The 18,583-nt window shown below is 73.4% G+C and carries 19 protein-coding genes, 1 tRNA gene and 1 other RNA gene; 4 read left to right on the forward strand and 17 right to left on the reverse strand.

All coding sequences use genetic code 11. The annotated features are described in order from the left end of the window. Positions 1 to 48: 48 nt before the first annotated feature. Positions 49 to 145: signal recognition particle sRNA small type (gene ffs, locus KAF39_RS00615), an RNA gene on the reverse strand. Between the two features lie 116 nt (positions 146 to 261). Here ffs and KAF39_RS00620 point away from each other — a divergent pair. From KAF39_RS00620 to KAF39_RS00630, 3 genes are read left to right on the forward strand one after another with little or no spacing between them, the layout of a single operon-like run. Continuing rightward, positions 262 to 1,251 carry a MoxR family ATPase gene (locus KAF39_RS00620; protein ID WP_210675507.1) on the forward strand — a complete coding sequence of 330 codons (990 nt, stop codon included), beginning with the start codon at positions 262 to 264 and terminating at the stop codon, positions 1,249 to 1,251. A gap of 7 nt (positions 1,252 to 1,258) precedes the next feature. Continuing rightward, the gene (locus tag KAF39_RS00625; RefSeq protein ID WP_210675508.1) at positions 1,259 to 2,449 is read left to right on the forward strand and encodes a DUF58 domain-containing protein; all 1,191 of its coding nucleotides are present in this window, start codon (positions 1,259 to 1,261) and stop codon (positions 2,447 to 2,449) included. Continuing rightward, entirely contained in the window at positions 2,436 to 4,694 is a 2,259-nt protein-coding gene (locus KAF39_RS00630) for a DUF3488 and transglutaminase-like domain-containing protein (protein WP_210675509.1), read from the forward strand. Before KAF39_RS00625 ends, KAF39_RS00630 begins: the two co-directional genes overlap by 14 nt. Positions 4,695 to 4,706: 12 nt before the next feature. Here the strand turns inward: KAF39_RS00630 and KAF39_RS00635 are convergent, their stop codons facing one another. The 12 genes from KAF39_RS00635 to mpaB all read right to left on the reverse strand — a co-directional run bounded on the left by KAF39_RS00635 (position 4,707) and on the right by mpaB (position 14,305). Beyond that, on the reverse strand, positions 4,707 to 5,615 hold the full coding sequence (locus KAF39_RS00635) for a rhodanese-related sulfurtransferase (RefSeq protein ID WP_210675510.1): 909 nt from the start codon (positions 5,613 to 5,615) through the stop codon (positions 4,707 to 4,709). Positions 5,616 to 5,638: 23 nt separating this feature from the next. Next, entirely contained in the window at positions 5,639 to 6,379 is a 741-nt protein-coding gene (locus KAF39_RS00640) for a hypothetical protein (protein ID WP_210675511.1), read from the reverse strand. Beyond that, positions 6,376 to 7,104 carry an ABC transporter permease gene (locus tag KAF39_RS00645; RefSeq protein ID WP_210675512.1) on the reverse strand — a complete coding sequence of 243 codons (729 nt, stop codon included), beginning with the start codon at positions 7,102 to 7,104 and terminating at the stop codon, positions 6,376 to 6,378. Before KAF39_RS00645 ends, KAF39_RS00640 begins: the two co-directional genes overlap by 4 nt. Next, positions 7,101 to 7,823, reverse strand: a complete 723-nt coding sequence (locus KAF39_RS00650) for an ATP-binding cassette domain-containing protein (RefSeq protein WP_210675513.1) — start codon at positions 7,821 to 7,823, stop codon at positions 7,101 to 7,103. Before KAF39_RS00650 ends, KAF39_RS00645 begins: the two co-directional genes overlap by 4 nt. Then, the gene (gene mpaP / locus KAF39_RS00655; protein ID WP_210675514.1) at positions 7,820 to 9,502 is read right to left on the reverse strand and encodes a daptide biosynthesis intramembrane metalloprotease; all 1,683 of its coding nucleotides are present in this window, start codon (positions 9,500 to 9,502) and stop codon (positions 7,820 to 7,822) included. The genes KAF39_RS00650 and mpaP overlap by 4 nt, the downstream gene beginning before the upstream one ends. Beyond that, the gene (mpaM, locus tag KAF39_RS00660; protein ID WP_210675515.1) at positions 9,499 to 10,311 is read right to left on the reverse strand and encodes a daptide-type RiPP biosynthesis methyltransferase; all 813 of its coding nucleotides are present in this window, start codon (positions 10,309 to 10,311) and stop codon (positions 9,499 to 9,501) included. The genes mpaP and mpaM overlap by 4 nt, the downstream gene beginning before the upstream one ends. Before the next feature lie 74 nt (positions 10,312 to 10,385). Then, positions 10,386 to 10,505, reverse strand: coding sequence for an MpaA3 family daptide-type RiPP (gene mpaA3 / locus KAF39_RS16200; RefSeq protein ID WP_307804993.1), 120 nt, complete (start codon positions 10,503 to 10,505; stop codon positions 10,386 to 10,388). Positions 10,506 to 10,515: 10 nt separating this feature from the next. Further along, positions 10,516 to 10,641, reverse strand: coding sequence for an MpaA2 family daptide-type RiPP (gene mpaA2 / locus KAF39_RS16075; RefSeq protein WP_282595480.1), 126 nt, complete (start codon positions 10,639 to 10,641; stop codon positions 10,516 to 10,518). Positions 10,642 to 10,683: 42 nt separating this feature from the next. Continuing rightward, entirely contained in the window at positions 10,684 to 10,818 is a 135-nt protein-coding gene (mpaA1, locus tag KAF39_RS16080) for an MpaA1 family daptide-type RiPP (protein WP_282595481.1), read from the reverse strand. Beyond that, positions 10,819 to 11,982, reverse strand: a complete 1,164-nt coding sequence (gene mpaC / locus KAF39_RS00665; protein ID WP_210675516.1) for a daptide-type RiPP biosynthesis dehydogenase — start codon at positions 11,980 to 11,982, stop codon at positions 10,819 to 10,821. Then, positions 11,979 to 13,238 (reverse strand): daptide-type RiPP biosynthesis aminotransferase, encoded by a 1,260-nt coding sequence (gene mpaD, locus KAF39_RS00670; RefSeq protein WP_210675517.1) that lies wholly within the window; start codon positions 13,236 to 13,238, stop codon positions 11,979 to 11,981. The genes mpaC and mpaD overlap by 4 nt, the downstream gene beginning before the upstream one ends. After that, positions 13,235 to 14,305: a daptide biosynthesis RiPP recognition protein gene (gene mpaB, locus KAF39_RS00675; RefSeq protein ID WP_210675518.1), complete on the reverse strand. Its 1,071-nt coding sequence runs from the start codon at positions 14,303 to 14,305 to the stop codon at positions 13,235 to 13,237. Before mpaB ends, mpaD begins: the two co-directional genes overlap by 4 nt. A gap of 166 nt (positions 14,306 to 14,471) precedes the next feature. On the opposite strand from mpaB, the gene KAF39_RS00680 reads away from it, so the two are divergent. Continuing rightward, positions 14,472 to 14,559, forward strand: a tRNA-Ser gene (locus KAF39_RS00680). Between the two features lie 52 nt (positions 14,560 to 14,611). Here the strand turns inward: KAF39_RS00680 and KAF39_RS00685 are convergent. Genes KAF39_RS00685 through KAF39_RS00700 form a run of 4 tightly spaced genes read right to left on the reverse strand, consistent with a single transcriptional unit; the run spans position 14,612 to position 18,506 of the window. Continuing rightward, positions 14,612 to 15,214, reverse strand: coding sequence for a GNAT family N-acetyltransferase (locus KAF39_RS00685; protein ID WP_210675519.1), 603 nt, complete (start codon positions 15,212 to 15,214; stop codon positions 14,612 to 14,614). A gap of 17 nt (positions 15,215 to 15,231) precedes the next feature. Continuing rightward, positions 15,232 to 15,873, reverse strand: a complete 642-nt coding sequence (locus tag KAF39_RS00690) for a phosphatase PAP2 family protein (RefSeq protein WP_246878195.1) — start codon at positions 15,871 to 15,873, stop codon at positions 15,232 to 15,234. Positions 15,874 to 15,920: 47 nt separating this feature from the next. Further along, positions 15,921 to 17,081: a cystathionine gamma-synthase gene (locus KAF39_RS00695; RefSeq protein WP_210675520.1), complete on the reverse strand. Its 1,161-nt coding sequence runs from the start codon at positions 17,079 to 17,081 to the stop codon at positions 15,921 to 15,923. A 54-nt stretch (positions 17,082 to 17,135) separates the two neighbouring features. Next, positions 17,136 to 18,506 (reverse strand): cystathionine beta-synthase, encoded by a 1,371-nt coding sequence (locus tag KAF39_RS00700; RefSeq protein ID WP_210675521.1) that lies wholly within the window; start codon positions 18,504 to 18,506, stop codon positions 17,136 to 17,138. Positions 18,507 to 18,583: the final 77 nt, after the last annotated feature.

Genomic DNA, 18,583 nt, shown 5'->3' on the forward strand with positions numbered 1-18,583 from the left:
CGTCCGATTCTCGCAGGCGCACCTGGCGCGGGGCTGGGCGCGGGCAAAAGAAAAGACCCTCCGCGCACCCAGCAGAGCCCGGTTACCCTTGCTGCGTTTCCGCCCTGGGGGAATTGGCCTGGATGCCGCCACGCGGAGAGCCGTCGTCCACTCTACCCGACGTCGACGGGACCCGACGACCGCAGCCCGACATGGTCCCGCAGGGGCCGCGGAGCGTACGATCGATGCACGCGCATCGTTGCGCCGGACGAGAGGGAACGCATGCCAGAGAACGCCCCCCTGAGCCCGGTCGCGATCGACGCCGACGGGTTCGCCGCGCAGACCGCGGCCATCCTCGGCTCGATCAGCCAGGTGATCGACGGGAAGCCGGAGGCCGTGCGCAGCGCCCTCGTCTGCCTCCTCGCCGAGGGCCATCTGCTCATCGAAGACGTCCCGGGCGTCGGGAAGACCATGCTGGCGCGGGCGCTGGCCGCGACCGTCGACGCCACCGTCCGACGCATCCAGTTCACGCCGGACCTGCTCCCCGGCGACGTCACGGGTGTGTCCGTGTACAACCCGGTCGACCGCGAGTTCGAGTTCAAGCGCGGCGCCGTGTTCGCCCACATCGTCATCGCCGACGAGATCAACCGCTCCTCCCCCAAGACGCAGTCCGCCCTGCTGGAGGCCATGGAGGAGGGCCAGGTCACGGTCGACGGCTCCACCCACCGGCTCCCCGACCCCTTCCTCGTCGTCGCCACCCAGAATCCGCTGGAGATGGAGGGCACGTACGCGCTCCCGGAGGCGCAGCGGGACCGGTTCATGATGCGCATCTCGATGGGCTACCCCGACCCGGCCGCGGAAGCCCTCATGCTCCGGCAGCGCGACGTCGTGAACCCGCTGGCGACCGTGACGCCCGTCGCGGACGCCGCCGCGATCTCCCAGCTCATCGCGTGGGCGCGGGCCGTGCACGTGGCCCCCGCGCTGGAGGAGTACGCCGTCGCGCTCGCGCAGGCGACGCGGACCGACCCCAATCTGCACCTCGGCGCAAGCCCCCGTGCCACGCTGCAGCTCGTCCGGGCGGCGAAGGTCTGGGCGGCGCTGGACGGGCGCGACTTCGTCATCCCCGACGACATCACCGATCTCCTCATCCCCGTGCTCGCCCACCGGCTGCTCCCAGCCCGCGGCGCGCACCGCGCCGGCGCGCAGCCGGTCGAGGCCGCGCTCACCCAGATCGCCGAGCGCGTGCGCGTGCCCGTCGCGACCCGCTCCTGAGGCCGCCATGCGCCGACGTCGACTGCTCACCCCGCGCGGCACCGGGACGCTGCTCGCCGCGCTCGGGTGCGTGATCGCGGCGAACATCCTCGGCGCGCGGATCCTCCTCTTCCTCGGGGTCCTGCTGGCGGCGCTCACCTTGTTCTCCGCCCTCGCCGTCCGCCTCCCCCGGCGGTCCGGAACCGTGAGCCGGCAGATCTCCACCGACCTGCTCACGGTTGCGGAGACCTCGCGGGTCACGGTGCGCTTCACCCTCCGCGCGCTCCGGGTGCCGCACGGGCTGTGGCACGACGTCCTGCCGCCGGCGGTCACGGGCGACTCGGGCGGCGAGTACCCGGCGGACACCGCGCAGCTGCACTACCAAGTCACCGGCGTCCGCCGCGGCGTCTGGCCGCTGGGCCCGCTCCTGCTGCGGACGGTCGACCCGTTCGGCCTCGCGCAGCGCGAGCAGGCGTTCGGCGACACGCGCACCATTACGGTGGTGCCGGAGGTGTTCGCCCTGACACCGCTCGCGGTGCGCATCGGCGCGGCGGGTGGCACGGCGCACACCTCGTCCACCCGGCTGGGCCAGGGCAGCGACAACCTCTCCCCGCGGGGCTACGCACCCGGCGACTCCATGCGACGCATCCACTGGCGGGCCACGGCCCACCGCGGAGAGCTCATGGTCCGGCAGGAAGAGGAGGAGTCGAGCCCCGACGCCGTGGTCGTGCTGGATCGCACCGGTTCCCGGTGGGCCGCGGGGACGGACGACGTCGACCCGGCGTTCGAGGCGGCCGTCTCGCTCTGCGCCTCCGCCGCCGTCCATCTCGCAACCGAGGGATACAGCGTCGACGTGCTGGACAGCGCCGGCACGCTCCTCGGCGCGCTCCGCGGACACGAGGACGACAGGGACGGACTGCTCGTGGCCCTGGCGATGGTGACGCCACGGGGCGAGAGCCGCAACCTGGCCGCGCTCCTGGGCGGCACCCCGCCCGGTCCCCTCGTGTACGTGACCGGCCGCCTGGACGAGGAGGACGCCGCGCTGCTGCGCCCGTCCGGGGCCGCGGCGCCGCTGCTGTTCGCCACGGAGCCCCTCCCGGGCGCGGAGGACGCCGCACGCCGGCACGGGTGGACCGTCGCCCGCCTGGGCGGGGACGTCGCCGACGCCTGGGACGACGCGCTGGCGGCGCGGGCGGGAGCCGCCGATGTTCCGCGCTGAACGACCGCGGCCCGCCACGATCCCCGCCGACGTCCGCCTCCGCTGGCACCGCGACCGCGACGAGCCCGTCGGGGTGGTCGTCCCGGGGGCGCTCGCCGGGCTGGCCGCCCTCACCGCCCTGTGGCCGTTCACGTCCGTGATCTCCCCCGGCACGTGGTCCTTCGTCGTGGTGACCGTCATCGTCGCGGTCGTCGGCGTCGGGATGCTCGTGCGGCACCTGCTGCGCCGGCACTCGGAGGGCATCGCGGGCGCCGTCGCGCTGCCGGCCCAGGCCCTCGTGGCGATCGGCGTGCTCACCCTGCTCGTGGCCGGCGACACCGCCGTCCTGGGGGTCGTCCCCACCGCGGCGACCCTCACCCTGGTCCAGGCGCTCGGGGCGGCGGCCGCGGAGCAGATCGTCTTCGGCTCGGCGCCGCTCGACGCCTCGCCCGGTCTGGCGGCGGCGCTGGGAGCCGGTTTCGCGGTCGTCACGATCCTCCTCGACCAGCTCGTCGCCGCACGCGTCGCCGTGCTCGCGACGGTGCTGTTCGCGACGGTCGGCGCCCTCCCCATGATCATCACCCTCGGCCCGCCGAACCTCGCCTGGTTCGTGGCCGCCGCGATCGTCGCCCTGCTCCTGTTCCGCCACACCGCCCGACGCCACCCGGAGTCCCCGCGGCGCGCCTCCGCCGCCGTCGCCGTCTCGGTCGGCGCGGCGGCGATCGTCACGACCCTCGTCGTGGCGCCCCTGCTCCCGCTCGGTTCGAGCATCGCCGGGACCGGGGTGGGGGTCACCGTCGACGCGTCATTGCGGCTCGGCGACGATCTGCGGCAGCCGAGCCCGGTCGAGGTCCTGACCGTGGCGACCAAGGCCGACGCGGCCCCCTACCTCCGGCTGACCACGCTCTCCCGGTTCGACGGCCGCGTGTGGCAGCCCGACCGCGGCGACCTCCAGTCCCAGATCGACGGCTTCGGCGAACCGGAATGGGGAGAGGACATTCCGACCGCGGAATACACCACCTCGATCCGCGTGCTGCGGATGTCCAGCTCGTGGCTGCCCCTGCCGTACCCCGCGACCGAGGTGCAGGGTCTCAGCGCGGCCTGGCGGGTGTCCCCCGAGAACCGCACACTGTTCTCGCGGCGCGGGGACGCGGTCGGCAACGACTACACCGTGACCTCGCTGCGGGTGACGCCGACGCTGGAGCAGATCCGCGCGACGGAGGCCGCCCCGCCCCGCCCCCGCGAGGAGGACGTGGAGCTGCCCGCCATCATCGGGCAGCAGGCGGCCGAGGTCACGGCCGACGAGCAGACCGACTACGACCGCCTCGTCGCCCTGCAGGACTGGTTCCGCTCACAGTTCGAGTACTCCCTGGAGACGCCCGTCGAGGAGGGGTTCGACGGCACCGGAGCGGACGCCGTGGCCCGCTTCCTCGAGGAGCGCTCCGGGTACTGCGTGCACTTCGCGGGCGCTTTCGCCCTGATGGCCGAGAGCCTGGGCATGCAGGTGCGCGTCGTCGTCGGCTACCTTCCCGGGACGCTGACGAACGAGAAGCGCGGCGACGAATCGATCTTCTCCGTGTCGAGCGATCAGCTGCACTCCTGGCCCGAGGTGCTGTTCCCCGGGATCGGCTGGGTGCCGTTCGAGCCGACCGCCTCCCTCGGGGTGCCGACCGCCTTCCGCGCCGGCACCACGCAGGGCGGGACGACCGGGGGGCCGGCCGACCCGGCGCCGACCACCGCACCGCAGACCGAGGAGACGACCGCACCGGAGGTCGACCGCGGAGACGCCGACCCCGGCTCGTCCGAGGCGGGAGAGCTGCGCCGTCTCGACCCGACCCCGGTCATCCTCCTCACCCTGGGCATCGTCGTCCTCCTCCTCGTGCCCGCGGCGATCCGTCTCCTGGAGCGGCGGGTGCGGATGCGGCGCGCCGCGCAGGGGGACGCGGCGGCGGCCTGGGCGGAACTGCGCGACACCCTCCTCGACCTCCAGGTGCCGGTGTCGGATGCGGAGAGTCCGCGGATCCGGGCCGCGAGCCTGGTCAGGGACGCGGGTGCCGATGAGGCCGCGCTGCGGGTGCTGACGGCCGCCGTGGAACGCGCCAACTACGCCCGCACCGCCGAGCGCGGTGACGACCTCGCCGCACCGCTGGAGGTCGTGCTCGACAGCCTCCGCCGCCACGTCGACCGGCGGGTCAGAGTCCGGGCGCTGCTGCTGCCGCGGTCGCTCTACGCCCCGCGCGGAGCGGACGCGCGGCTGCTGATCTGACGATCGCGCCGCTCAGGCGCGCGGGGCAGGAGCGGCGGCGTGCGCCGGGCAGGCGACGGCCTCGCACTCCGCGCACACGACGAACTGCGCGCGGCACGAGGGGTCGGGGCAGTTCGCGGTGCGCTTCGTGGCGGCGCCGCACCCGGCGCACGTGCCGATCACCCGGGCATGGTCGGAGAAGTCGACGGAGCCGCGGCCGTCGAACACGTACAGCGAACCGTCCCAGAGCCCGTCGTCGCCGTAGGTCTCGCCGTACCGGACGATGCCGCCGTCCAGCTGGTAGACCTCCCCGAAACCGCGGGCGACCATGAGGCTGGAGAGCACCTCGCAACGGATCCCGCCCGTGCAGTAGGTGACGACAGGCTTGCCCTTCAGGTCGTCATAGGCGCCGGAGTCGAGCAGCCGGACGAAGTCCCTGGTGGTCTCGGTGTCGGGCACGACGGCCCCGCGGAAGCGTCCGATCTCGGCCTCCAGCGCGTTCCGGCCGTCGAAGAACACGACCTCGTCGCCGCGCTCGGCGACCAGCTGATGCAGCTGCTCCGGCGTGAGGCGGGCCCCGCCCCCGACGACGCCGTCCGCATCGACCCGCAGTTCGTCCGGGGCGCCGAACGACACGATCTCGTCCCGGACCTTGACGCTCAGCTTCGGGAAGTCGAGGCTGCGCCCGGTCGCATCGAGTCCGGTGCCATCGCTCCACTTGATGTCGGCGTCGCGGAACGGCGCGTACGACCGGAACGATCGCACCCACTTCTTCACCGCCGGGAGGTCGCCACCGAGCGTGCCGTTGATGCCGTGCGTCGACAGGAGCACCCGTCCCCGCAGGCCCAGCGCTTCGCCGAGGTCGCGCTGCCAGACCCGGATGGCCTCCGGATCGGCGAGCGGCGTGAACGCGTAGAAGAGGACGATCTTGGGGGTGGCCACCCAGGAATCCTACGTCGCCGCCCTCACCCCGAGGTCACATCGCGACGGAGGAAGAGCGCACCCCCGGCGCCGAGGGCGAGGAGGAGCCAGCCGCCGGCGATCATTCCCGCGACACCCTGCGCGAGCCCGGCACCGGGCGCGACCCCGACGGCGGTCACGTCGAACCCGAACGCCTGCAGCCCGGCGAGCAACGGGAGGAACACGGCGACCGGGCTCGCGATCGCCGCCAGCACCACCGCCACCCCCATCGACAGGGCCACGAGGAAGAGCGCCGCGAGGTGCGCCCGGATGATGATCCCGAGCCCCAGCCCCCAGAGGGCGGCCGCGGCGCCGAGCGCGAGGGTCGCGACCACGGCGGAGGGGACCACCGGGATGCCGCCCATCGCGAGGGCCAGCGCCGACCGTCCCCCGCCGACGGCGGCGAGCGCGACCACCGCTCCCCCGACGGCCGACGCAGGCACCCGCACGGCGAGCGTCGCCCACCGGGACTGCAGCATCAGACGCTGGGCGATGATGCCGTCCCGCTGGTCGATCGTGTAGCGGAAGGAGCCGTAGACGGCCGCGAGCATGCCCGCATAGGTCGCGAGCACCGCGTCGAAGGGGGCGGCGAGCTCCCGGCGCACATCCGGCGGTGCCGCGGCGAGTTCCGCCGGGACGCTCGTGGCGAGCGTCGCGGACAGCGCGACCGCCGCCACGGCCAGGCCCAGCAGCACCACGTCGCCCCTGGCGACGCGGGCCTGCGCGCGCAGGGCCCTGCCGATCACGCCCCGCTCCGGCGGCCTCGGACGGCGGCCACCGCGACGAGCGTGATCGTCCACACCAACGCGATGGCGAGAGCGGGGACGAACGCGAGCAGTCGATCCTGATAGCCGGGCACCCCCAGGGCCGCGAGCACCAGGCCGGGCGAGAACTTCGCGATCTCGGGGGCCGTGCGCAAGAGCGCGAACTCCAACGCCATCGGGATGACGAGCACGATGATCGCCGTGGCGTAGTAGTTGCGGGTGATCCAGCCGATCGCCCCGCCGATGAGGGCCCCGAGGACGACGCCGACCAGCGTCCCGGTGTACAGCCGCCAGGCCTCCGGGGCGAGCACGAGCGCGAGGCCGTTGCCGGACAGGAAGACGGCGACCCCGATGGTCCAGAGCACGAAGATCGCCAGCACGAGCCCGACGGCGACCACGACCCCGGCGAGCAGCTTGCCGCCGAACGCTCTGCGGAACCCGACCGTCGTCAGCGTCCGATCCAGCGAGCCGTAGTAGTACTCGCGGGTCACCGGATAGGCGCCGACGAAGGCCGCCGAGATGACCGTCCAGGCGAGGGGCTCCAGCAGCCGCGTCGTCGCCACTTCGGAGTCGAGACCGTCGAGGGCGAAGCGCGACCCGTCGGAGAAGAGCACGAAGGCGGGCATGAGCACCGCCACGAGATACACGGCGAAGACGGAGAGGCCGCTGACCGCGCGCAGCAGCTCGCTGCGGATCGCACCGCTCACGCCGACGCTCCCGCGACGAGGTCGAAGTACCGGCTCTCGAGCGAGTCGCCCCCTCCGGTGACGAGGTCCGCCAACCGGCCGGCGAAGAGGGCCCGCCGCTTGATGACCACGACCTCGTCGACGACCTGCTCCAGCTCGGGCAGCTGGTGGCTGGAGACCAGCACCGTCCCGCCGCGCTCGGCGAAGCCTCGGAGGAAGCGGCGGAGCCAGCGGATGCCGTCGGGGTCCAGCCCGTTCGCCGGCTCGTCGAGGATGAGCGTCCGCGGCGAGCCGATCAGCGCGGCCGCGAGCCCGAGGCGCTGCGCCATGCCGGTCGAGAACGTCTTGACGCGACGCCCCGTATCGGCGGAGAGCCCGACCTCGTCGAGCACCGCGTCGACCCGGGCGCGCGGCGCCCCGACCGCGAGCCGGCAGATCTCCAGGTGCCGTCGCGCCGTGATGCCCGCCTCGAACCCGAACCCGTCCATGTGCACGCCGACGTGGGCCGCCGGGTCGGCGAGCGCCGCGAACGGCGCCCCGTCGATGACGGCGTGCCCGCTCGTCGGTCGGACCAGGCCGACGATCGCCCGCAGCGTCGTCGACTTCCCCGCGCCGTTCGGACCGAGCAGCCCGACGATGGCTCCGCGCGGGACCGCGAACGAGAGATCCTCGACGGCCGTCCGGTCGCCGAACCTCTTGGTCAGACCCCGCACCTCGATGGCGTGGTGGTTCATGGTCATCCTCTCTCCTCCTCGTTCCCGAACCCCGACAGCGGCGACACGATCGCCATCCGCCAGAGCGCCGCCCACAGGGGGCTCTCCCCGAGCGCGACGCGCGCCTGACCGGCCGGCGGCAGAGCGCCCGCACCCCCCGTCACCTCCACGTCCGCGACGATCTCCGCGGGAACCATGGCTCCGGTGACCCGCACCGGGAAGAGCGCCTCCACCGGCACCGCGGCCCCGGCGACCGGGCGCGCGCGCACGGTCCCCTCGCCGCGCTGCTCCGTTCCGAGCAGTCCCCGCGTCTGCAGGATGACGGGGGCGCCGTCCGGGATCGCCGCGCCGCCGTCGCCCTCCGCCCGCACGAGGACCACGCGCCCGCCCTCGACGGAGAAGCCGAGCGTCGCGGTCAGCGGCACGGGGATCAGACTCCCCGCGACCGCGAGTGACGTGGCGAGGACGACCGTCACGGTGAGGACGCGGATCCGGGAGGCACCGGCGCGGACCACGCGGACCAGCGCGCGCCCCAACAGCACGACCCCGACAGCCGCGACCGTGGCCTCCATCGCGACGACGAACAGCCCGGCCCCCGGTCCGCCGGCGGACAGCGCCTGTGCGGCGCGGGTCACGGCCAGCAGGACGAGCACCACGGGGGTGACCAGGCTGGCGAGCCCGAAGGGGGCACTCCACCACCGGTTCAGGCTGCGCGGTGTCCGCGCCCCGCCGAACAGCACGCGACTGAGGGCGTTCGCCCCGTCGCGGATCGCCCTCCCCCGCAGATTCGGCTCGTCGAGAGCGCTCATCAGCGCGAGGTACCCGTCGAAGCGCACGAACGGGATCAGGTTGACGAGGACGACGACCAGGCAGGCGAGGGCGAGGATCTGCAGTGTCTCCCTCGTCGGCGAGCGCGGCACGGCGAGCGCGGCCAGCAGCGCGAGCGCGGCGACGACGCCGTGCACGGCGGGTCCGGCGAGGGCGACCGCCACACGGTGCCGGCGGTCGGCGAGCCGCCAGCCGTCCGTGACGTCGACGAAGAAGGCGGGCGTGAGGTAGAAGAGCATGACGCCGGCGCGGCGCGGTCGCCCTCCGAGGCGCGTGAGTGTCAGACCGTGCGCGGCCTCGTGCAGCAAGGTCGTGAGCGCCAGGGCGACCAGGACGACCAGCAGGCCGAGGAGGGGCACGGGACGGCTGAGCGCGCTGCGCAGCTCGTCCGCCTGGACGGCCGCGGCGAGCATTCCGGCGCCGAGCACCGCCCCGACGCCCACTCGCAGCACGCGGCGCGGGACGGGGATGATCGCGCGATCGAGTCGCGCGAAGAGCGCGGCGGCGCGCAGGGTCGCGACCTGGACCGTGAACGGCGGCCGGTAGGTCAGCCGCCCGGGCTGTCGCCGGGCGTCCCCCGCGAGGAGACCGTTGTCGCGGAACCGCTCGATCAGCCGCAGGAAGCCCTCGGCGGGTTCGGCCGGGGCGAAGCGCCCGTGCAGCGCCTGCAGCGGGGTGCGGCCGTCCATTGCGGTCAGCAGGTCGACGACCGTCCGCGACAGCCGGGACGAGGGGACGCCGTGGATCGTCGCGAGCCACGCGCCGCCGGCCTCCTCGAACGCGACCCCGGGTGCGAGGGTGGGGCACGAGTCCGCGGTGAGCGCGGGCCGTGAGCGGAGGGACGGACGCCGCGCGGCGCGAGGACGCGCGGTCGTCATCGCCTCTCTCCCTCGTGGCGGGAGAGCGAGGTCGTGAGGAGGAGGATGTCCACGCCGGGAGGGGTCCGCACGGGCGCGACGTGCGGCACCGCGAACCCGGCCGCGACGAGCTCCTCGGCGAGGAGCTCGGGGCTCAGCACGTGGAGACGGCTCGTCAGCACCGGCACCTCCGCCCCGGGGGTGATGTCCGCGAGGCGCACCCAGTTGACGACGCGCACGGTACCGGCCTCCTCGATCTGCTGGGAGAAGAGGTACGGCTCGTCACCCGCGGCACCGGGGACCGCGATCGTCCGGTCCGTCGCGACCGCGAGGCTGTCGGCCGATGCGCCGCCCGCGACGGTGAGGGCGAAGAGGCCGTCCGCCGCGAGGTGCCGTCGCACGCTGGCGTAGAGCCGGGCGCGTCCCGCGTCGTCGAGCAGCGTGATGGACGTGGCGCCGAGGATCACGAGGCCGAAGCGCCGGGTCAGCGTGAAGTCGCGCATGTCGGTCACGACGGTCTCGACCGCCGCCTCGTCCGGGAGCCCGCGACGGAGATGCGCGAGCATGTCCGTCGAGAGGTCGATCGCCGTCACGGGATGACCGGAGCGCACCAGAGGGATCGTCAGGCGCCCGCTCCCGGCGGCGACGTCGAGGACGGCACCGGGGGTGTCCCTCGCGAGTGCGAGGATCTCGCGGACCTCCGCCCGATCAGGGCCGACGAGCCGCTCGTAGAAGTCGACACCCGCAGCGGAGTACAGGTCGTGCGCACGCGCGGTGGCGCCCACGAGGGCGAGCCGTGCCGCCACGGTCGTGGTGATCAGGGTGGTCATCCGTGCCTTGCCTCTCCTCGGGTGGCTGGTGGGGGGAGGTGGGTGCGGGCGGGTTGCTCCGCCCGCACCCTCGGTCAGGTCGCGATGGCGGCGGCTCCGCCGATGATCGCGATGATGTAGCTCGCGTGCTCCCACCACTCGAGCGGGGTGTCGATCTGTTCGAGTTCGATGAACTCCAGCGCCGTGGTCGGCATGGTGCACCTCCTAGGTCAGGGCGAGAATTCCGATGATCACGCCCACGGCGAATCCGCGAATGTAGTCATCGGTGTCGGTCAGCGCGTCCATGGCGTCGAGCTCGGTGAACTCGAGTGTCGGCGTTGCGGCTGTCATGCGTCCCTCCTTCCTGCGGTCGATCGGTCCGGTCAACGCGGGTCACGTGGCAGCGGCGGCGCCGATGCCGATCAGCACCAGCGCACCGATCACGCCCTGGTAGAAGCTGTCCCAGCTGGGGGCCTCCATCGCGTCCAGCTCCTGGAACCGGATGGTCATCTCCGTGCTCTCGTTCATTCACATCACCTCCTTCGCGTCGCTCGTCGCGGGGGCGCTCCAGCGGGAGTCGCGGAGCACCGCGCGGATGTCCTCCTCGCCGAGGCCGTGCAGCATCGGGCGGTGCCCTCCCCAGGACGCCACGGCCGCGGCCGCGATCCCGGCGATCTGCGCGGCGCTCGGGCGCGGCGGTGTGGGGATCCCCCAGCGGTCGACGAGCGCCGTGATGCCGAGGGCAGGGTCACGGGGCAGGGTGGTCGGTTCGACGACGCTCGTCCAGAAATGCTGGAGCCTCTCCCGGTCGCCCAACCGGGCGTCACCGCCGCCGATCCGTCGCCACACGGCGGCGATGACCGCCGCGGTCGCCGCCATCTTTCGCACGCTGAGGTGGAAGGCGACCTCGTTCGCGAGGTACCAGTGCCGGGCGCTGTAGGGGTCGGGTCCGCGGAGTGCGGCGGTGCGCTGCGTGGCGGCACCGAGACGGGCGAGCCGGAGGCGTTGCGCCGGAGAGGGCGCCCCGCGATCTACTGTTTCGAGGAGAGCCCGGCCGAGGGCGCGGGCGTCATGATCCGCTCGCGCACTGCGCCGCAGCCCCGTCGACGCGCCGGCCAGCCGGAGGAGCGCCTCCAGGGCCCCTTCTCGCACGGCCGCCGGACGGAGGGTGGCGAACTGCGCGGGATCGAGGACGGCGTGGCGCGGGCGCAGGGCACGGCCCAGGAGGAGACGGTGGCCGCCCTGATGCCGGAGGATGGCGACGCTGTTGGTCTCGGACGAGGTGCCGAGCGTCGTCGGCACGGCGACGATGTCGACGGGCGGAGGCGTGTCGGGGAGGACGGTGAGGCCGGACGTCGCCGCGTTGCCGAGCGCGTACTCGAAGAGCCGTCCCGGCCCGAGCGCGAGGGCCGCGATCTTGCTCGCATCGATGATGCTGCCTCCGCCGACGGCCACGATGACGTCGGGCCGTCGACGGACGAGCTGTTCGGCGATGAGCATGACCCCGATCTCGTTCACCGCGGGCGCGGCCAGCCTCATCGTCCGCGACGAGGGCCCGTCCGCGAGGGGGGACGCGACAGCCGCATCCGCGACCACGAGAGCGTCGCGCCCCGCGACCAGTCCCCGCGTCGTCGCCGTCGCGTCCGCGCCATGCCACAGCGTCGGCACCCGGGCCGTGAACCGCGCGGTCATGCGCTCGCCTCCCGCACCTGGGCCAGCCCGGCCCGGACCGCCCGGTCCGTCTCCGCCAGCTCGCCGGCGGTGAAGCCGTACGCGGGGATCAGTTCGAAGGCGCTGGGGCCGGGATGGACGATGACGCCGTGGTCGGCGACGGCGGACACGACGTCCTGGACGTCGGGGCCGGAGAGCGCACGACCGTCCGGGTGCCGGAGGCCGAGGCCGAGGAAGCACCCGCGGCCCGTGATCCCGGAGACGATCCCGTCGTCCTTCCAGGCGGTCGCGAGGCGGTGCAGCTCGAGTCCGAGCGCCTGCGTGGTGGCCTCGACGTCCATGCGGCGGAGCTCGTCGATGACGGCGAGGACGGCGGCCGCGCATGCGGGCGTGCCCGCCTGCGTCTCGCCGTGCACGAAGGTCCAGCCGCCCTCCACGAACGCCGACGCGACGCGCGCGCCGACGAGCAGGACCGCCGCCCCCATCGCCCCGTTCGTCAGGGCTTTGGAGAGGAGGAGGACGTCGGGCGCCGCCGCCCAGCGGTCGGTGGCGAACATCGTGCCGGTCCGTCCGAAGCCGGTCGCGACCTCGTCGGCCACGATCAGGAAGCCGTGCTGCTCGCGCAACTCGAGGAGGCGTCGGACGAACTCGTCCGACAGGGCGTGGGCGCCGCTTCCCCGCACCGGCTCCACGACGACGGCCGCGACGCGCGCGCCCTCGCGCTCCAGCAGCAGCGCCAGGTCGTCGCCGTCGTCGTCGGGAGCCACGTGGCGCACGGCTCTCCGGTCGACCCCGTAGACGGATTGCGCCAGGTCGTCGCCGCTGAGCACGTGGCTGCCGTACATCGTGCCGTGATAGCTGCCCCGCAGCCCGACGATGAGGGACCGCGGGGCAGACCCTCCCTGCGCCCAGTACTGCCGCGCGAGCTTCATCGCGGCGTCGTTGGCCGCGCCGCCCGAGGTCGAGAAGAGGACCCGGCGGTACCGGTCCGGGCCGGCGAGCGCGATGAGGGCATCGGCCGCCTCCTCGGCGTACCGGTGGGGAGCGCGGAAAAGCGACAGGTAGGACGCGTCGCGGGTGGCTCCGGCCACCGCTTCGGTGATCGCGGGGTGGCCGAACCCCAGCGGGACGTTCCACAGCCCGCTCGTCGCGCAGAGACGGGTGCGGCCGTCGGCGTAGGTGATGCGGTGTCCGCGGGCCGCCACCGCGACGCGCGAGGGCGGGAACACGGTGTCCGCGGGCAGCAGCGAGGTCCAGAGGGCGTGCGGCGCGCTCACCGGCCCGCCGCCGCTCCGTCTGCCGCCCGCGCGGGACGCCCGAGGTGCACGCCGAGCGCGCCGAGCGCGTCATGGCAGAGACGACGCGCGTGGGAGTCGGGCACGCCGCAGGCCCGCGTCACCCGTGCGGCCGCGAGGTCGAGGGTGCTCGAGGTCTGCATCGCCGCCACCACGGCGGCGGTCGGCGGCGTCAGCAACTGCCGTCGGAGCGTCCCGACGTCGGCGAGCAGGAGCCCCTCCGCCGTGTCGAGCAGGAACGGGTCGGTGACCACCGGCTCCGCGTCCGCGAGACCGTCCTCGAGGAACGACCATCCGAAGCCCGCGATCCGGGCGGCGCCGTTCGAGAGGCGGAGCATCTTGCAGAGATCGGCGGCGTCGAGGTAGCGCGCCATCCAGTCGCGGCGTGCGAGGCCGGCCACGAGGTCGCCCGCCGCCGCGATGCCGCCCAGCGTCGCCGTCCGGGGGTGCTCCTGTGCGAGGAGGGCGGGGAGATCGTCCACATCGCCGATGACCCCGCCCTGCAGACCGAGGTGCACGCGGCCGTCCCCGTCGATGCGGAGGGCGCTCGGCGCGGCGGTCTCTCCGGGCGACGCGAGCGCCCGCCGGTCGGCGAGCAACACTCTCGGGTCGATCATGGCGGCGGCGAAGACCCCGGTGCGCCGGGCGAGGTCCGCATCGTCGAGGAAGGCGCGCCAGCTGGACGCGTCGAAGAACCGCATGGCGGTCGGCCCGACGATCTGGACGAACGAGGCGGCGATGTAGTCCTGGAGTTCGACGCCCCGCTCGCCGAAGAACAGCTCGTCGCCGAGCGCCGCCAGGTCGCCGGCGTAGCGGGCGATCCGGGCGGGGCCGGCGACGGACGCGCTCCCCTCGGGCAGGAGGAGCACGTCCTCGGCGTCCGCCACCGCCGCGACGGCGCCGGCACCGGCCGCGCTCTCGAGGAGGAAGACCCGGGCATGCGCGTCGCGCTCCCCGGTGATCCAGGCGCGCAGCGCGCGCGGACCGAGGAGTTCTCGGTCGTCCGTCGGCTCCTCGCCGTGTCGGACGGTCGTCGCGCGTGCCCCCATGATCCCCCCAGAGAATCCGATCCATCTGACGCCTCTGCGTCTTCGTATGAAGATACATACGCCTCAAGCGAGCCGCAATATAACAGATCTGAGGGCGACCGGGGCCGAGTCCGGGCCCTGTCACGCGGCCGTCGGCACATCGGATAGGATGGACAGGTTGTTCCCTGGTGACGTGTCCGAGCGGCCGAAGGAGCACGCTTGGAAAGCGTGTGTTGTGCAAGCAACCGCGGGTTCGAATCCCGCCGTCACCGCCACAGACGACGAAGACCTCCGCGATGCGGAGGTCTTCGTCGTTTCCGGGACGGATCAGTCGTCGAGGCGCACCCCGTAGGTCAGACCGCCGGGCGCGGAGGGCAGCCGCGTCATCCCGAGACGCTCGTAGAAGGCGGCCGCGCCGTGGTTCGCGGGGTCCATGCCGAGGTGCAGCGCCGGGACGCCGCGTCGACGCAGCTCGGCGAACAGCGTCTCGATGAGGCCGCGCCCGAGGCCCTGCCCCTGGGTCTCCGGCAGCAGATCGATGTGCAGGTGCGCCGGGTACTCCCCCGCGTTCGGCTCGATCCCGGGGGCCCGGGTGTAGCCGTACTCGATCAGCTTCTCCTCCCGGGTCTGCGCGTCCGCCGGCCGCGGGTAGCGCTCCTGCAGGGTCGGCCACCACTCGTCGCGGAACCAGGCGAGGAAGGCGTCGGTGTCGTCGGTCGCGACGAGGTAGCCGATGGCGCGCCCGTCATCGGCTTCCACCACCCATGCGAGGTCGGGGTGCCGCTCGACGTAGGGCACCGCGAAGAGGTGACCCCAGAGTTCGTCGTCCGACAGCATCCCGGTGGCGTCTCCCCCGGCGTCAGCGGTCCTGCGGCAGATCTCGAACATCGCCGCGCGATCGGTCGGACGGTAGGGACGGATACGCGACACGGATGCTCCTCGACGGGTCAGGGTGCGCTCAGCCTATCGGCGCGCGCGGGCGCGTCGAGGTCGCGCTGCACCCACGGGACGAGCACCGCGCCGAGCACGAGCACGACGCCCGCGCCGACCAGCGCACCACCGAGCGTGTCCGTCGCCCAGTGCACCGACAGGAACGTGCGCGACAGCGCCATGAGGACCACCCACGCGGCCCCGATGATCGCCACCCACACCCGGGGGAACAGCACCCACAGCACGAGGGCGATCGTCGCCGCGTTGGCCGTGTGGCCGGAGGGGAACGAGCCGTAGTCGCTCACCACGAGCATGTCGTCGGGTCGGGCCCGCCCGAAGAGGTTCTTGAGGAGCTGGACGGCGCCCGCGCTGACGAGGAAGCAGAGCGCCGCGAAGAGCGCGCCGCGCCATCGCCGCATCAGCAGCAGGATCACGATGGTCAGCACGGGGACGCCGAAGATGGCGACCCAGCCGCCGCCGACCCAGTTCAGCGCGAGCGCGAAGCTCAGCATCCAGTCCGCGCGGATGCCGGTGATGGTGTCGTTCCACCACTGGTCGAGCCCGGGCGTCTGCGGATGGACGATGACGACGAGAGCGCCGAGGGCGGTGGCGAGGACGAGGCAGGCGACGCCCGACCACAGCAGCATCCGTCGGTTCATCGTCCCATTGTGACGGATGCCCCGACGATCATCGGTCGCCGTGCCGGTCAGCGCGCGATGCGGGCGAGCCCCTGCTCCAGATCGGCGATGAGGTCGGCCACGTCCTCGATGCCGACGGACAGCCGGACGATGTTCTCCGGCACCGCGAGCTCGGTCCCGCGGACCGACGCGTGGGTCATCTCCGGCGGGTAGCCGATCAGCGACTCCACCCCGCCGAGCGACTCCGCCAGCTGGAACAGGCTCGTGCTCTCGGCGAAGGCGCGGGCGGCGTCGCCGCCCGCGGCGAGGCCGAGGGACAGCATCCCGCCGAATCCGCTCATCTGCCGGGCCGCGACATCGTGGCCGGGGTGCGTGGCCAGGCCGGGATAGAACACCTGGGCGAACTCCGGGCGGGTCTGCGCCCACTCGGCGATCGTCTGCGCGTTCTCGGAGTGCTGGCGCATCCGGACGGCGAGCGTCTTGATGCCGCGGGTCGTCAGCCACGCGTCCAGCGGGGCGGACACGGCGCCGACGGCGAACTGCTGGAACTTCACGGCCTCGACGAAACGGTCGTCGCGGAAGACGACGGCGCCGCCGAGCACGTCGGAGTGGCCGCCGAGGTACTTCGTCGTGGAGTGCACGACGAAGTCGGCGCCGAGCGCGAGCGGCTGCTGCAGGGCGGGCGATGCGAACGTGTTGTCCACGACGACGAGGGCGCCGGCCGCGTGCGCGACCTCGGCGATCAGAGCGATGTCGACGATCTTGAGCAGCGGGTTGCTCGGCGTCTCCAGCCACACGATGCGGGTCTCCGGGCGGATGGCCGCCCGGATCACGTCGACGTCGGACAGCTCGACGGTGGTGGTGTCGATGCCCCACGGCGCGAGCACCTTGGTGAAGAGGCGGTAGGTGCCCCCGTACACGTCGTTGCCGAGCAGCACGTGGTCGCCGGGGCGGAGGATCCCCCGCAGGAGCCCGTCCTCCGCGGCGAGTCCGGACGCGAACGACAGCGCCGCGACGCCGCCCTCGAGAGCGGCGAGCTGCGTCTCCAGCGAGGAGCGCGTCGGGTTGCCGGCCCGGTTGTACTCGTAGCCGTCGCGGAACCCGCCGATGCCGTCCTGCACATGCGTCGAGGACTGGTAGATCGGGGGGATGATCGCCCCGGTGGTCGGGTCGGGCGCCTGTCCGGCGTGGATGGCGCGAGTGGCGAAGGCGTGGTCGTGGTCGGACATGCCCTCAGCCTACGACCGGCGCCTCCGACCGGTGCCGGCCTGTTACGTCCCGCGTCACCGCGAGAGGTACGCGAGGAGGTCCTGCCGGGTGAGCACCGTGTGGGGCTTGCCGTCCTCGGTCACCAGCAGCGCGTCCGCCGCGGCGAGCGCGGCCCGCGCCTGCGCCACCGGCGCATGGATGCCGATGAGGGGAAGGCGCTCCCCCACGTGCGCACCGACGGCATCGCTCGGTTCCGCCTCACCGCGGAACAGCAGGTCGAGCAGCCCCTTCTCGTCGACCGTGCCGACGACCTCGCCCATCATGACCGGAGGCTCGGCGCTGAGGACGACGAGCTGCGACACCTCGTACTCGGTCATCATGCCGATCGCCTCGAGCACGGTGTCGGTGGGGTGCGCGTGCACGAGGTCCGGGAGGCCGTGGCGGGAGGAGCGGGCCGCGAGCACGTCGGCGACGGTCTCCCCCTCCTCCACCTCGCTGAAGCCGTAGGAGCGCATCCATCCGTCGTTGAAGATCTTGCCCAGGTAGCCGCGCCCGCCGTCCGGGAGGAGGACGACCATGACGGCGTCGGCCGGGAGGTCGCGGGCCACGCGCAGGGCCCCGACGACCGCCATGCCGCTGGATCCGCCGACGAGGATGCCCTCTTCGCGGGCGAGCCGCCGGGTCATGGCGAAGGACTCCGCGTCGCCGACCGCGACGATCTCATGCGGGACCGCGGGGTCGTAGGCGCCCGGCCAGATGTCCTCGCCGACGCCCTCGACGAGGTACGGACGGCCGGTGCCGCCGCTGTAGACGCTGCCCTCGGGGTCGACCCCGATGATGCGCACCGCGTCATCGGACACTTCGCGCAGGTAGCGGCCGGTGCCGGTGATCGTGCCGCCCGTCCCCACGCCGGCGACGAAGTGCGTGAGGCGGCCGTCGGTGTCGCGCCAGATCTCGGGGCCCGTGGTCTCGTAGTGGCTGCGCGGCCCGTTCGGGTTCTCGTACTGGTTCGGCTTGAAAGCCCCCGGGATCTCGCGGGCCAGCCGGTCGCTCACGCTGTAGTAGGACTCCGGGCTGTCGGCCGGCACGGACGTCGGGGTCACGACGACCTCGGCGCCGTACGCGCGGAGCACGTCGATCTTGTCCTCCCCGACCTTGTCCGGGAGCACGAAGACGCAGCGGTAGCCCCGCTGCTGGGCGACGAGCGCCAGCCCCACCCCGGTGTTGCCGCTGGTCGGCTCGACGATCGTCCCGCCCGGCGCGAGGTCGCCCGCGGCCTCGGCGGCATCGATGATGCGGGTCGCGATGCGGTCCTTCGCGGAGCCGCCGGGGTTCAGGTACTCGAGCTTCACGAGCACCGTGCACGCGACGCCCTCGGTGACGTGCTGGAGCTTCACCAGGGGCGTGTCGCCGACGAGGTCGACGATGGAGTCTGCGTACTTCATCTGTTCAGGGTACGGCGCGGGGTCCCGCCTCCGGGGCCGTGTTTCACCGCCGCTTCGACAGGCTCAGCGACCCACCG

The organism is Microbacterium sp. BLY (assembly GCF_017939615.1).
In the GTDB taxonomy this organism is placed as follows: domain Bacteria; phylum Actinomycetota; class Actinomycetes; order Actinomycetales; family Microbacteriaceae; genus Microbacterium.